The organism is Hydrogenophaga palleronii, from assembly GCF_031457455.1.
GTDB classification, from domain to species: domain Bacteria; phylum Pseudomonadota; class Gammaproteobacteria; order Burkholderiales; family Burkholderiaceae_C; genus Hydrogenophaga; species Hydrogenophaga palleronii_A.
Genome location: NZ_JAVDWU010000015.1, coordinates 22,014 through 34,491 on the forward strand (window position 1 = coordinate 22,014; position 12,478 = coordinate 34,491).

Below are 12,478 nucleotides of genomic sequence, written 5' to 3' on the forward strand. Positions count from 1 at the left end.
AACAAACCAACGGAGACACCGCATGGATCTTGAACTCGCCCGAGCCAGACAACTGTTGACGATCTGCCTCGCGTCCACGCTGGCCTGGTCTGCCCAGGCGGTTGAGATCGTCTTCCACCCCGTGGCCCCTGGCGTGTACGCCTACGTGGGCGACCTTGAGGGCCGTACCTACGAGAACGAAGCGCTCAACGCCAACCTGGGCCTGGTGGTGACGCCGTCGGGCGCGCTGCTGATAGACAGTGGCGCGAGTTTCCAGGGCGCGAAGCAAATCGCTGAAGCCGCCAGGAAAGTGACGACGCAGCCGATCCAGTGGGTGATCAACACCGGGGGGCAGGACCATCGCTGGCAGGGGAACGGCTACTTCAAGGCGCAGGGCGCCGAAATCATGGCCCACGCCAACGCCGAAGCCGACATGCAATCCCGTGGACCTGAGCAGTTGAAGGCCAATGCACCCGTGCTCAAGGAAAAGCTGGACGGCACCGAGGTCGTGCTGCCCACCCGCTGGCTGAAAGACGCCGACACGCTGCTCGATCTGGATGGCGTGGCCGTGCAGGTGGTGCACCGCGGTGGCGGGCACACACCTGGCGACAGCATGGTCTGGCTGCCGCAAAGCGGTGTGGCGTTCACGGGTGACGTGGTCTACGTGGACCGCATTCTGGGCCTGCACCCGGTGAGCAAAACCCGGAACTGGGTGCAATCCTTCGAAGCGCTGGAGGCACTCAAGCCCAGGGTGGTGGTGCCTGGCCACGGCAACGTGACCACGCTGGCCCAGGCACAGAAAGACACGGGTGCGCTGCTCATGGCTTTGCGTGCCCACATGGGCAAGGCAGTGGAAGAAGGGACTGATCTGGCCACTGCGGTCAAGACCTTCGAAGCCACGCCTTTCAAGCACCTCAAACACGCGGATGTCTGGCTCCCACAGCTGGCCAACCGCACCTATCTCGAAATGGAACTGGAGTAAATCATGGACATCAAAGTACTCGGCACAGGCTGTGCCAACTGCAAGAACACGATCGCCCTCATTGAACAGGTGGCCCAGGCCAAAGGCGTGCCGGTGACCCTGCAGAAGGTGGAGGAACTGCGCGACATCATGGGATACGGCGTCATGTCGACGCCGGGCGTGGTGGTCAACGGCAAGGTGGTGCACGCCGGTGGTGTGCCCAGTCGCGAAAAGATCGAGCAGTGGTTCGTCGCCTGAAGCCCATAGAGACCCGTATGCGCAGCCTTGCATTCACCTGCCTTGCGCGGTTCCATCACATACACACACCGGTGATCAACCTGGAGGGAGGCGTGTGCGCGGGTGGGTAGGGGTGGCGGTGCTCCTTGCTCTGGCCACTGGCGTCTGGGTGTACCAGCAGGCAGATGAAGGTGAGCCGATGCTTGTTTCAGAGGCGCCGACCGACCCGGTGGCACAGGCGCTGGCAGCAGGTAAACCCACGGTCATCGAGTTTGGCGCGAACGCCTGCGTGAGCTGCCGTGAGATGAAGCCGGTGCTCGCTGCACTGGCCCAGTCGCACGGCGACCGCATCACCGTGCTGGACCTGGACATCCTCAAGGAACGGCATCTGATCCGCCAGAACCAGATCCGCCTGATGCCCACCCAGGTTTTCTTCGACGCGCAGGGGCGCGAGACCGGGCGGAACATGGGCAAGATCAGCGCCGAAGACATCCTGACGCGGCTGGGCGTGCCACACGCACCATGACGGGCGTGCAGGGCCTGATGGCCGCTTTTCTGGGCGGCCTGTTGACCTCGGCCTCACCCTGCGTGCTGGCGGCTGTGCCGGTGGCCGTGGGGTTCGTGGGTGGGCAGGCGCAGAGTGCGCACCGCGCCTGGGCACTCACCTTGAGCTTTGTGGTTGGCATGAACATCACCCTGGTGGTCATGGGACTGGCGGCGGCGCGCCTGGGTCTGCTCATGGGCGCCTTGCCGGGGCCCTGGCTCGTGGCCGTGGGCCTGCTGCTGGTGGGCATGGCGGTGTTGCTGTGGCGCTCCTCGGCCAGCAACTGCGGCTTGAGCCTGCCGCCACGCTGGCAGCAGGCGCTCGCGCAGTCGGGTCACCCCGGAGCGCTGCTGCTGGGTGGGTTGATCGGTACCGTCATGAGCCCTTGCGCGACCCCGGCGCTGGCGGCTGCACTGGCAGTGGCCGGATCCGGTGCCGCGCTGGGTGCGTCCGCAGCGTGGGGTGCTGCCCTGCTGCTGGCCTACGGCATCGGTCACAGCGCACTGGTGCTGGTGGCCGGAGGTATGCCGGTCGCCGCTTCCACCTTGATTCGGCGCGTGGCACGTTGGCAGCGATGGATGCCGGGGCGGCGCAGCTTTGCCGCGATGCTCGGTGCCGCGGGGCTGTACTGGTCGGTGGCCGGTCTGTCGTGGATGTGATCACCTTGGCTAAGGCTTGGGTGGCGTTCGGGGCACAAAGTCATCGACATGCCCCGTGCTGTCAAATGACACTTGGCAGACCGACACCATACGTTCCCTCATTCGTCGGCGGGCACGCTGGATGCGCGACTTGGCCGCAGAGAGGGTGAGACCCTTGAGCTCGGCGTAGCTGGCCTGGTCCATGTCGTTCAGGTCGCAAAGTTCAATGATCTCTCGATCCTGCGCATCGAGCTCCGAGAGCACACGGGGCAGGCACACGGAAGCCAGGGCGTCCACAGTATCGGTTTGCGTCTGGGGCGCCGGGATATCTTCCAGGTTGTCGGGCAATGGCGCACTCTTGCTAAGGGCGCGCAGGCGATCGGTCAAGGTATTGCGGGTGACCTCGAACAGCCAAGCGCGGGGTTGCTTGATAGAGCCCCACTTTTCTCTCTGGTTCATCGTCTTGACGAACACATCCTGCAGGATATCGTCAACCTCTCCAGGTACAGGCGCATGTGCCCTGAGCCAGCCGCGCAATTCCGCCTCATGACGGTTCCAAGTGGAAAGCAGTGTGTTCAGAACATTCCAGTGTGACAAGCAGGTAGGGAGAGATTCTGCCATCTTGTGGCCAGCAGATGAGCAGTTTGCCGTTGCGAACGACCAGCAATAAGCCATAGGAGAATGGGTCAACGTTCCTGAACGATGAGTGGCACACTAGCGATCCCGACGCCCAATGATCCGGATGAACAGACGTGACCTCTACGCCGTCGTCAACAGTCTGATCTGCAGGCACGCAGTGGCGGCACTGCACCTACAGTCCCGGAGATTCAGCCCGTGGCGTGGCGGCTTGCAGACGCAGGTGGACGTGCGCAAAATGGATCTGACCGTCGGCATACAAAAAGTGACCCGACTACGCTGTGCGCTCCCTTCGTGAACGCAGTCATGTGCGACCTACAACTTCTACATCGAGTAGCGGGTCGTCTGACTGGCGACCGCAGTGGATAAGCTGGAGGAGGTGCCGTTGGGTCTCTCGCTGGGACAAACGCTGGCGCCGCGCTGCCTCACCCTGGAGAAACCTAAATGGAAACCATCAGGATTTTTCACAACCCCAAGTGCGGCACCTCGCGCAACACCCTTGCCCTGATCCGCAACAGTGGCGTGGAGCCCTTGGTCATCGAGTACCTGAAAACACCACCCACCCGCGACGAACTAATGCAATTGATCAGCGACATGGGATGCGCTGTGCGCGATGTGCTGCGCCGAAAGGGTACACCCTATGACGAATTGGGGCTGGACGCACCGCACTGGACGGAAATGCAACTGCTGGACTTCATCGGTGAGCACCCCATTCTGCTGCAGCGACCCATTGTCGTCACTGCCCTGGGCACCCGCCTGTGCCGCCCTTCCGAGGCGGTGCTCGATATCCTGCCGCAACCGCAGAAAGGTGCCTTCACCAAAGAAGACGGTGAGCGAGTGATCGACGAAAGAGGACAACGCGTCAAAATCGATGAATGAGCTGCGGAAGCAGACGTGTGTACGTCGCTTGACGCGCGCCTGTCTCGCGCTGTGTGTGTTGCCCTGTTCGATGTAGGGTACAGCGAGCGCAAGAAACCTACAGCCTCTTCATGACAGCCGAATCCGAATCCCATCGGACTCCCAGGTGGGTACGGTCCGTGCGCTTGCATACGCCTCCTTCACTGCAAGCATCAAGGCTGATGCAGCAGCTCCGCCATTTGCATGAAGTGAGATACCAATAGCGATTGGCGGCGCTCCTTCAGGCAGACCACATGGACGTGCGTGTAGAGCTCGTCGCAATGGATGGGCAAGCAGACCGTTCGCTCGTCCGGCCGGTACGCGGTGGCAGACACAATACCCAGACCCAGCCCTTGCGCCACTGCTTCGTACACTGCCTCCCGGCTGCCAATTTCCACGTCACAGCGCACCGACACACTGTTGCGTCCCAGCACCTGCTCAAGTACCCGCCGAGTCGTCGATCCCTTTTCCCTAAGCACGAAAGCCTGCGCATTCAGATCCACGATGCTCAGGGTCTGCCTCGCGGCCAGTGGATGATCGCGGTGACAGAAAATCACCAGTGGTTGTTTGCGGTACGGCATGCAATGGATTCGAGGATCTTCCACCGCGTGCACCAGCACGCCCACGTCACCCCTGTAGTCGAGCACCTGTTCAACGATTTCCCTTGAATCACCCATTTGCATGGACACATGCACCCCAGGGTGCATGCGCCGGAACTCCCGGACCATGGGCATCACGTTGTAAGGACCCACCGCGCAGATCCGCAAGGTGCCTCGGTAGGCCGAGCCGCCCTGGGCCAAGAGCGACATGGCTTCCGCTTCAGCGTCGTACAGGCGGTGGGTGGTCTCCAGCAGACTGCGCCCAAAATCTGTGAGTTCAACGCGCCGACCACGCCGAAAGAACAGCTCGACCCCGAATCGCTTCTCCAGCTTGGCCACGTGCGCCGAGATGGTAGGTTGCGTCACCCCCAATTGCCGGGCACCCGCCGACATACCCCCGTGGCGGGCCGCTGCGTGAAACGCGCGCAACTCATCAATGCAATCCATAGACATGGCCTATATGTTGGGCGACCAATATGACGTTCTTGTTAAACACCCTGACACATTGAGCTTCCACCATAGGCACTGTTCCAACCCAGGAGTTCTGCCATGTCCAAGTTCCCCCAACTCATTACCGCTGTCATGCTGGCCAGCTCAGCCACCGTCTCTTTCGCACAGGCGATTCCAGATGGCAGCAAAGAGCGTCCCATCCGCGTGATGCTCATCCCTGCCGATGGCGGCACCGAAACCGGCACCAAGGCCGACTATCAGCCAGTGTTCAATGCGGTTTCGCGCATGACCGGAATGAACTTCGACATCAAGGTGGGCCAGACCTACGGTGCGGTGGTCGAAGCCATGTGCAATGGACTGGTCGAAGTAGCCTTTTTCGGGCCAGTGGCCTACGTGCAGGCCAACAAACGAGGCTGCGCGCAGTTGTTGGCTGTGGCCGTTGAGAACGGCGAATCTGTTTACTACGCTGGCATGTTCGCCAAGGCGGACTCTGGCATCAAGACCATTGCCGATGTCAAAGGCAAACGCGCAGCTTTCGGTGATGTCAACTCCGCTTCCAGCTTTACTTTCCAGATTGCGATGCTGATGGACGCCAAGATCGATCCGGTCAAGGATCTCAGCGAACTGCGCATGACGGGAAGCCACGCCAACAGTCTTGCAGCTCTGGGCCAAGGCCTGGTCGATGTGGCCAGCGCATCCTTTGACTCCTATGAAAAGGCAGTCCGCCAGAACGCGGTCGATCCCAAGCAGATCACCGTAATTGCCAAGAGCATTCCTATTCCCTACCCGCCTCTGGGAATGAACACAAAGCTACCCGACGCCATGAAGGCTCAACTCAAGAAAGCGTTCAACGAGGTACACAAAGCGCCTGGCGTGACTCCGGAAATGATTCGCGGCTATGGCGGCAAAAAAGTGGATCGCTTCAACGCAGAGTTTCCTGAGAGCGAGTTCAACATCGCTGCAGAAAAGCTGGCGCTGGTGAGTGACCAACTCAAGGGTGAAATCCTCAAGAAGGCCTCTGCCCGTTAAAGCCATGCTCAGTTTCAAGAACATCGCGAAGCAGTTTGCCGACGGCACTCGCGCCCTCCACCAAGTGAGCCTGGAGATCCCGCGCGGCCAGTTCTGTGTGGTGTTGGGACCTTCTGGCGCCGGCAAATCCACGCTGCTTCGCATGGTGAATGGGCTGGCGCTCACCAGCGAGGGCTCGGTGGCGGTGGATGGTGTCGAAGTGACGCCCGCGAACCTGTATGCCCTGCGTCCGCGTATCGGGATGATCCACCAACAGTTCAACCTCGTCGAACGCTCCACGGTGTTGGCCAATGTACTGGCGGGCGCCTTGCCCACAGTACCCTTGTGGCGAGCTGTCTTCAATGCCTACCCTCTGGAGGTGCGTCGCAAGGCGGCTCGTCTGCTTCACGAAGTGGGCCTTGACCAAGGTCAGTTGTCGCGTCGCATCACCGAAATGTCTGGCGGCCAGCAGCAGCGCGTGGGCATTGCCCGCGCCTTCATGCTGGATCCCACCGTGGTGTTGGCCGACGAGCCGGTGGCTAGCCTGGATCCCAAGACCAGTCGCGACATTCTCGACCTGCTGAAGCAATCCTCTCGATTGCATGCGTCCACGGTGCTGTGCACGCTGCACCAAGTGGATCTGGCCCGAGAATTCGCCGATCGCATTGTTGCCTTGCGCGCAGGCGAGGTGGTCTTTGACGGTGCGCCGCAGGCGCTGGATGACACCACTCTTCGACATGTGTTTGGCGCCCACCAGGCCAGGGCAGAGGCAGGTGTACACCCTCCGATCCCGGAACCCGTTGTGGCGCTTGGAGCCGTCCTCATCAAGGAAGCGAGTCCGGCATGAACCCATCTACCCGTCTGGGACGGCACCCCGCCGATGAGTGGACACTGCCGCCGGTCTTCACCTGGCGCAGCGTGCTGGTCGTTGCCGTGGCGTTTCTGGTACTGATGTACACCGGCCAACGCACGGAAATGGACAAGATGATTCGTCTATCGGGCGAAGCGGTTCTCTCAACGGTGGGTCTCGCGAACGAATCGCAGGTAGTTTCGGGCCTGTCTAAGGTAGCGCGCTCCATGTACCCCCCTGCCATTTCGGAGGTGACCGAGACGGCGCGCATTGAAAACCTCGACCGTGACAATCTGCCAGCCTTTTCCCGGCTTGAAATCGAAGAGCAGGTGGAACAACGCCTGAACCCCTCGACGCTCCAGATGGAGACGACGGTGGAGCGGCGCGAAGTACTGGTGGAACCGTTTGGCTACTTGCTTCACGTGCTGGCCAAAATGCTGGAGACCCTGGAGATCGCGCTTTGGGGAACGGTGGTGGCCGTGGTCCTGAGCCTACCGTTGGCCTTCTTCGGCGCCAGAAATTACACCCTCAACCGCTTCACCTATGGTTTCGCCCGATCCACCGTCAGCCTGTTTCGCGCGGTGCCCGAATTGATCAGCGCACTGTTTCTGGTGCTGGCTTTTGGTTTTGGTCCCATTGCAGGGGTGTTGGCGTTGGGCATTCACGCTGCTGGTTTCCTAGGCAAGTTCTACGCCGAAGACATCGAAAACGCCGACGACAAGCCGCAAGAGGCCTTGCGCGCCATCGGCGCAAGCCGGCTCAAGGTCTTGCGCACTGCCGTTATTCCGCAAGTGTGGCCGCAGTACATTGCCTACACCCTGTACATACTGGACCGGAACGTGCGGATGGCCACCGTGGTGGGCATCGTGGGAGCCGGTGGTATCGGGCAGGAGCTCAAGGGGCGATACGACCTGTACAACTACGCGCATGTGGCGACCATCCTGCTGGCCATCTTCGCCACTGTGGTGATTCTCGACTTGCTCTCTGCCCGTCTGCGCGCTCGCTTCATCTGAATGTTGACGACATCTGTATCCACGCTGATCACCCGTGCAAGCGTGATTGTGTTCGATCTGGACGGCACCCTCGTGGACACGCTGGAGGACTTGGCAGAAGCACTGGACAGTGCACTGCTGGAGAATGGTTTGTCCAAGGCGCCACGCAGTGTCTTGCTGTCGCAACTTCATCTGGGTCTTGAAGCCAGTGCGCGAACGGTACTGCAATGGAACGGTGTCGATGCGAGCCAGCATTCAAAGGTCGTCGACGACTATATGAAGCACTACGTCGATCGTGCCCACCGATGTTCGCATCTGTATGCCGGCGTTGAAGCTTTCCTGAGCGCCTCTCAGCAGCGCGGGCAGGCGCTCGCAGTCTGCACCAACAAATCGCACGAAGATGCCGCGGTGCTGCTTTCTTTGCTAGGCATAACGGACAGGTTCAACCTGATCGTGGGAATTGACACCTGTGGCACCGGAAAGCCCGACCCCCAGCCGTTGCTGTGGACGCTGGAGTGTCTCGGTTGTCTGAGAGACCAAGCCCTTTTCATAGGGGATAGTCTGGTCGATGCGGAATGTGCGGCCAGGGCAGGCGTTGAGTTTCTGCTGCACGGCGGCGGATACGGAGCGGGCGAAGTCGTTCAGCACCTTCCAGGGGTTTACCGGTTTCATGGTTACGAAGAGCTCGATGTGGAAAAGGGACTGAGCTCGCAATCGGGGGCGCCTGAATATGTTTAGGTCACCCCCTGGGCGCGTACACAGATCAATCGCCTATGACTGGCTCTTCGCTGGCAGCTTGAGCACGGACCAGTGGGCGGCGACCGTCATGAGCATGATCCCCTCATGTACGGACAAGACCCTTGGGTCTAAAACAATGACGTGCTCAAGCGCCTGCCGACACAACCGAATCGCTGAACCGCGTCCGCACAACTGGGTAGCAGATCGGCTGTGAGCACGGATGACACTGTCGTGCGCGTAGACCACGAAAGTGCAGTGCGGCCTATTTCGGCCGCGATACATGTCCAGAGGTGCGAACCAGCATGAGCCCGCCTGATTCGCGCACGATCACACCTTTTTTCTCAAGCGTGGCCAACGTCCTATAAAGCGCTTCATGGCTAACAGCCAGTTCAGTGGCCAGAGACTTCAGTCCCGAACCGATTGGTAGGTGGCCATCCACACCCTCTGTCTCGACCATGTGCAGCAGTCGCTCACCCACCCCCTTGAGTGACATGCGTTCGCACTGCGCGCGCAGGCGACGCACCTCTGCATTTAGCATGCCGATCCAGCGAAGTGCAAAGGCGGAATCTGTTGCAAGTTCTACCTTGAGCGGTTCAATAGGCACCGCGATCGCTCGTCCTGGTGATGTCACCACCGCGTCGCAGTGGTAGCTACCTGACTGCAGACTGGCCTCGGCCACGAAGCCTTGGCCAACCCGCTGCAGCACGACAGGAGCACCTCCTTCACCGGTGCGCTCCAGAACAATCTCGCCCCCGACCACGAAATGCATGTACCTGGGCCGCTGGCGTTGCCGGAAGAGCGAATCACCCTTGCGCAGTTCCAAGCCTGACGACGCTGCCAAGAGGCTGGGCGTGAGCAGTTTACGCAAAGTGTCAGGTACGGAGGTAGACAGGATCATTTGAAAGGCGAATCGTATGATTCAAATCATATGCCCTCGTTCGTCGTGTACCGACAATAGCTGCATTACACGTTGAATCGGGATACCAGCATGCTAAAGACCACCCTTGCCGCACTTGCACTTTTGATCGGAGCAGGAGGCGTCAGTGCTCAGACCATGGATCATTCGCGGATGGACCACGGCGCTCACATGGGAACCATGCATTCCGGGCAGCGGCAAGCGGATGTGGCGGAGCGGGGCAAGGAGGTCATGCCTTTCAGCCTGGCCGCAACAACCCACATCTTCACCAAGACCGCCCAAGGCGGGGTTCAGCAGGTGGTGGTTAAGAAGAGTGATGACACAGAGCAAGTGAGGTTGACCCGGCTGCATCTTCAAGAGATTCGCGAGCAGTTCCTCAAGGGCGATTTTTCAGGTCCAACGCGCATTCACGGCCAGGACATGCCCGGTCTGGCCGACCTGAAGGCGGCTGCCCCCGGCCAGGTCGCCATCACCTACAAGGGCATCAAGGGTGGCGCTGAGCTGAGCTACACGACGGCGAACCCAGCGCTCGTTGCAGCACTTCACCGGTGGTTCGACGCCCAGCTTTCAGATCACGGCAAAGACGCAATGGCGGGTCATGCGGGACACTCCGGCCACTCTGGTCATGGCGAGATGAAGAAGCCTTGACGCGGCCTCAAATCCGCATCACCTTCGACCTCAAGCCTGCCTCCAACACGACGCCCACAAGCACCCCAACGCCAGCGTTCCACACCGACACGGCGGCGGTGGTGAGCAGCACGGCGCGCGCTTCCTTGTCTCGGGCGCTGCCCGCGGTGCCGATGGTGAGTGAGAAGCCGGCCACGAAGAGCATGGCGCCCAGGGTGCCGGCGGGCAGGAGGCTCAGCAGAGCAGTGAGCTGGCCGCTGGCCAACAGGCCACCGAGCAGCAGCACACTGCCCAGAAAGATGGGCGCGCGGCCAGTGCGGGCGCCGCACGCCACTTGTGCAGCCATGCCGCCCGCGCCAAAACACATGGGCGGTGCACCCAGGCCACCGGCCAGCAAGTTCATGAGTCCGGTGCCCCGTGCTGCTCGGCTTTCGTCCAGCGCCACGGCAGGGAACAGGCGGCGCGTTTCGGCCACGATGCCGAGGATGGCGTTGCCGAAGGTCAGCGGTATCTGTGCCACAGCCAGGCTGATGGCAGCAAGCCAAACGGCAGGTTGGTCGAACGCTGGCAACTGAAGCTCGGGCAAGGGCAGCGCCCACGGTGTGTCGGCCAGCGCTTGCACAAGTTCGGGCTGGCGCCACGCGCCCACTGCCCACCCGACTGCCATAAGCACCGGCATGGTGAGCCAGCCACTGCGGCCCAGCAGCACCAACGCCAGCACCACTGACGCCGCACCCAGCACCACGTCGCCTTCGAGGCGGCGCAGCCCGGCGACGATGAGCGCAATGCCCAAGCCAAGCACGACGCCGTGAATCACGTCGCGCGATACAAAGCGGGCCAACCAGCGAGCCAGGCCACTCCAGGCGGCGATCAACCAGAACACGCCCGTGATCAGCGCGGCCAGAGCAAGCACGGCAGGCATGTTTTGCCCAGCCACCACAGCGCCCGCCAAGGCCGCTGCACCCACTGCCTTCATGGGTTGCACCGGGAATGGAACGCCAAAGCGCCATCCAACGACGATCATGCTCAGCCCAAACGCCAGCAGGATCGAGGTGGGGTGCACACCGGTCACAACGATGAAGCCGACCAGAAAGGGCAGCAAGGTGCCCAGATCGCCGAGCGCGCCGCCGAGGTCGCCACGCCAGGTAGCGCTGGAGAGTTCGTGTGGAGCGGACGGGACTTCGCGCGTCTCGGCGGAGGCTTTCATACGAGCGATTTTCCTTCATCGCTAGCGCTGTGGTTCTAGCCTGCACTGACGGTCGTTCCGTTCCAGACAGCATTGCTTCATCGCCGCGTGCCACGGTTCAAGCTAGTTTGACCGGGCGCTTTCATCAGATCCGCCAGAGGCTACACCACGAAGGCGATGTGAACCGCCCCGGGATCGTGGAGGCCGGTTGGTTTATGTCAGACCTCCACCATGGAGATTTGACTGGCGAGATGCCGGTAATAGTTTGCCTCAGGCTCCACTGGCGGGAGATACCGTTGCGCGCTGCTCGTGGCCAATAGCTGTGTCGAGCGGCACCAGGACGATGTCGCCTCGGTCGAACACAGCGATCAAATGACCTCGCCGCCCACGGGCCGCGCCCCATCCCACAGCGCCAGGTCAGTCGGCGGCGGAGCCTTCAGGTCGCACTGAGCGATCATGTCGGCCAGGACATACTTGCGCTTCGGAGTCAGCACGATGTTGCTGTCCGCCGTCGTGTCCAGCGTCAAGTGCTGACCAGCGCCGATGCCCAAGTCTTTGTGGACCGGGGGCGGGATCACCACCGCGACGCTGTTGCCGATCTTCTTCTGAGCGACTTTCATCGACTGCCCCTGTTAAACATCGTTGTACGGATTATGGCGAGCTAGGCGGGCGGTCTCAAACACTGTTTGGGCATCCCCCAGTTTCCCGGACACCCCAACGCCATGATGAGTGCACGGAGCCGGGTCAACACAAGTCTTCGAACAGGCGCGAAATCTTTTGCGCGCGCATTTCAAATCTCGCTCTAGAATAAAACTTCGCTGCTTTCGGGTAGCGCGCGGTTCTTGTGACCGCCATACAGTCAGACCACGGGCCTGACACTCACTTGCGTATCTATGGATACGCGCTGCATCGCTAGCTCAACGCCGGATCGTTCAGTCCGGCACCGGCTGCGTCTTCCAGGACGCCGGCCGCACTAGCTCACCCGCACTCTGATGCAGCGGCGGGCTTGCCAGCTGCCGGCTCCATTTTTGGCCGGCAATTGCGCCAAGAGCACGTCCCGAATCTCTCGCGGCATCTCCTGCTCTCACCTTAACGATCGCTAGCTGAGCGCCCTGCTCTGCTCCACACGGCGATCTGGCTTCTGAAGCCTCCACTTGAAGAACGCGCTTAGTCACGCGCGCTCGCTTCTACCACGGTCACTTGTACCGGGTTCCTCTCGC

At 61.2% G+C, this 12,478-nt stretch carries 15 protein-coding genes; 10 read left to right on the top strand and 5 right to left on the bottom strand.

Annotated features, from left to right (window positions below; translation table 11 throughout):
* Positions 1-22: 22 nt before the first annotated feature.
* From J2W49_RS24050 to J2W49_RS24065, 4 genes are all read left to right on the top strand, one after another.
* Positions 23-961, top strand: a complete 939-nt coding sequence (locus J2W49_RS24050) for an MBL fold metallo-hydrolase (protein WP_310322011.1) — start codon at positions 23-25, stop codon at positions 959-961.
* A gap of 3 nt (positions 962-964) precedes the next feature.
* A complete protein-coding gene (locus J2W49_RS24055; protein ID WP_310322013.1) occupies positions 965-1,198 on the top strand; it encodes a thioredoxin family protein in 234 nt (77 codons plus the stop codon).
* 178 nt (positions 1,199-1,376) lie between these two features.
* Positions 1,377-1,703: a thioredoxin family protein gene (locus tag J2W49_RS24060; RefSeq protein WP_310322015.1), complete on the top strand. Its 327-nt coding sequence runs from the start codon at positions 1,377-1,379 to the stop codon at positions 1,701-1,703.
* Entirely contained in the window at positions 1,700-2,380 is a 681-nt protein-coding gene (locus tag J2W49_RS24065) for a cytochrome c biogenesis protein CcdA (protein ID WP_310322016.1), read from the top strand. The genes J2W49_RS24060 and J2W49_RS24065 overlap by 4 nt, the downstream gene beginning before the upstream one ends.
* A 9-nt stretch (positions 2,381-2,389) precedes the next feature.
* Here the strand turns inward: J2W49_RS24065 and J2W49_RS24070 are convergent, their stop codons facing one another.
* Positions 2,390-2,980: a sigma-70 family RNA polymerase sigma factor gene (locus tag J2W49_RS24070; RefSeq protein WP_310322018.1), complete on the bottom strand. Its 591-nt coding sequence runs from the start codon at positions 2,978-2,980 to the stop codon at positions 2,390-2,392.
* Positions 2,981-3,439: 459 nt separating this feature from the next.
* Here J2W49_RS24070 and arsC point away from each other — a divergent pair, with 459 nt between their 5' ends.
* Positions 3,440-3,874 (top strand): arsenate reductase (glutaredoxin), encoded by a 435-nt coding sequence (gene arsC / locus J2W49_RS24075; protein ID WP_310322021.1) that lies wholly within the window; start codon positions 3,440-3,442, stop codon positions 3,872-3,874.
* A 191-nt stretch (positions 3,875-4,065) separates the two neighbouring features.
* Here arsC and J2W49_RS24080 read toward each other — a convergent pair whose 3' ends face one another.
* Positions 4,066-4,944, bottom strand: coding sequence for a LysR substrate-binding domain-containing protein (locus J2W49_RS24080; RefSeq protein WP_310322024.1), 879 nt, complete (start codon positions 4,942-4,944; stop codon positions 4,066-4,068).
* Positions 4,945-5,040: 96 nt separating this feature from the next.
* On the opposite strand from J2W49_RS24080, the gene J2W49_RS24085 reads away from it, so the two are divergent.
* The 4 genes from J2W49_RS24085 to J2W49_RS24100 are packed head-to-tail and all read left to right on the top strand — an operon-like array spanning position 5,041 to position 8,529.
* Positions 5,041-5,970, top strand: coding sequence for a phosphate/phosphite/phosphonate ABC transporter substrate-binding protein (locus J2W49_RS24085; RefSeq protein ID WP_310322025.1), 930 nt, complete (start codon positions 5,041-5,043; stop codon positions 5,968-5,970).
* A gap of 4 nt (positions 5,971-5,974) precedes the next feature.
* Positions 5,975-6,796, top strand: coding sequence for a phosphonate ABC transporter ATP-binding protein (phnC, locus tag J2W49_RS24090; protein ID WP_310322027.1), 822 nt, complete (start codon positions 5,975-5,977; stop codon positions 6,794-6,796).
* Positions 6,793-7,812, top strand: coding sequence for a phosphonate ABC transporter, permease protein PhnE (gene phnE / locus J2W49_RS24095; protein ID WP_310322029.1), 1,020 nt, complete (start codon positions 6,793-6,795; stop codon positions 7,810-7,812). Before phnC ends, phnE begins: the two co-directional genes overlap by 4 nt.
* Positions 7,813-8,529, top strand: a complete 717-nt coding sequence (locus J2W49_RS24100) for an HAD family hydrolase (protein WP_310322032.1) — start codon at positions 7,813-7,815, stop codon at positions 8,527-8,529.
* A gap of 262 nt (positions 8,530-8,791) precedes the next feature.
* Here the strand turns inward: J2W49_RS24100 and J2W49_RS24105 are convergent, their stop codons facing one another.
* Positions 8,792-9,427 carry a Crp/Fnr family transcriptional regulator gene (locus J2W49_RS24105; RefSeq protein WP_310322035.1) on the bottom strand — a complete coding sequence of 212 codons (636 nt, stop codon included), beginning with the start codon at positions 9,425-9,427 and terminating at the stop codon, positions 8,792-8,794.
* A 90-nt stretch (positions 9,428-9,517) separates the two neighbouring features.
* On the opposite strand from J2W49_RS24105, the gene J2W49_RS24110 reads away from it, so the two are divergent.
* Positions 9,518-10,093: an aspartate carbamoyltransferase gene (locus tag J2W49_RS24110; RefSeq protein WP_310322038.1), complete on the top strand. Its 576-nt coding sequence runs from the start codon at positions 9,518-9,520 to the stop codon at positions 10,091-10,093.
* Positions 10,094-10,100: 7 nt separating this feature from the next.
* Here the strand turns inward: J2W49_RS24110 and J2W49_RS24115 are convergent, their stop codons facing one another.
* Entirely contained in the window at positions 10,101-11,279 is a 1,179-nt protein-coding gene (locus J2W49_RS24115; RefSeq protein WP_310322042.1) for a molybdate transporter family protein, read from the bottom strand.
* Positions 11,280-11,626: 347 nt separating this feature from the next.
* Positions 11,627-11,878, bottom strand: coding sequence for an AbrB/MazE/SpoVT family DNA-binding domain-containing protein (locus J2W49_RS24120; RefSeq protein ID WP_310322044.1), 252 nt, complete (start codon positions 11,876-11,878; stop codon positions 11,627-11,629).
* Between the last annotated feature and the right edge of the window lie 600 nt (positions 11,879-12,478).

Excerpts from the sequence above, each read along its gene's own strand:
- J2W49_RS24050 (WP_310322011.1), top strand. The coding sequence starts at position 23 with ATGGATCTTGAACTCGCCCGAGCCAGACAACTGTTGACGATCTGCCTC.
- J2W49_RS24055 (WP_310322013.1), top strand. The coding sequence starts at position 965 with ATGGACATCAAAGTACTCGGCACAGGCTGTGCCAACTGCAAGAACACG.
- J2W49_RS24060 (WP_310322015.1), top strand. The coding sequence starts at position 1,377 with ATGCTTGTTTCAGAGGCGCCGACCGACCCGGTGGCACAGGCGCTGGCA.
- J2W49_RS24065 (WP_310322016.1), top strand. The coding sequence starts at position 1,700 with ATGACGGGCGTGCAGGGCCTGATGGCCGCTTTTCTGGGCGGCCTGTTG.
- J2W49_RS24070 (WP_310322018.1), bottom strand. The coding sequence starts at position 2,980 with ATGGCAGAATCTCTCCCTACCTGCTTGTCACACTGGAATGTTCTGAAC.
- arsC (WP_310322021.1), top strand. The coding sequence starts at position 3,440 with ATGGAAACCATCAGGATTTTTCACAACCCCAAGTGCGGCACCTCGCGC.
- J2W49_RS24080 (WP_310322024.1), bottom strand. The coding sequence starts at position 4,944 with ATGTCTATGGATTGCATTGATGAGTTGCGCGCGTTTCACGCAGCGGCC.
- J2W49_RS24085 (WP_310322025.1), top strand. The coding sequence starts at position 5,041 with ATGTCCAAGTTCCCCCAACTCATTACCGCTGTCATGCTGGCCAGCTCA.
- phnC (WP_310322027.1), top strand. The coding sequence starts at position 5,975 with ATGCTCAGTTTCAAGAACATCGCGAAGCAGTTTGCCGACGGCACTCGC.
- phnE (WP_310322029.1), top strand. The coding sequence starts at position 6,793 with ATGAACCCATCTACCCGTCTGGGACGGCACCCCGCCGATGAGTGGACA.
- J2W49_RS24100 (WP_310322032.1), top strand. The coding sequence starts at position 7,813 with ATGTTGACGACATCTGTATCCACGCTGATCACCCGTGCAAGCGTGATT.
- J2W49_RS24105 (WP_310322035.1), bottom strand. The coding sequence starts at position 9,427 with ATGATCCTGTCTACCTCCGTACCTGACACTTTGCGTAAACTGCTCACG.
- J2W49_RS24110 (WP_310322038.1), top strand. The coding sequence starts at position 9,518 with ATGCTAAAGACCACCCTTGCCGCACTTGCACTTTTGATCGGAGCAGGA.
- J2W49_RS24115 (WP_310322042.1), bottom strand. The coding sequence starts at position 11,279 with ATGAAAGCCTCCGCCGAGACGCGCGAAGTCCCGTCCGCTCCACACGAA.
- J2W49_RS24120 (WP_310322044.1), bottom strand. The coding sequence starts at position 11,878 with ATGAAAGTCGCTCAGAAGAAGATCGGCAACAGCGTCGCGGTGGTGATC.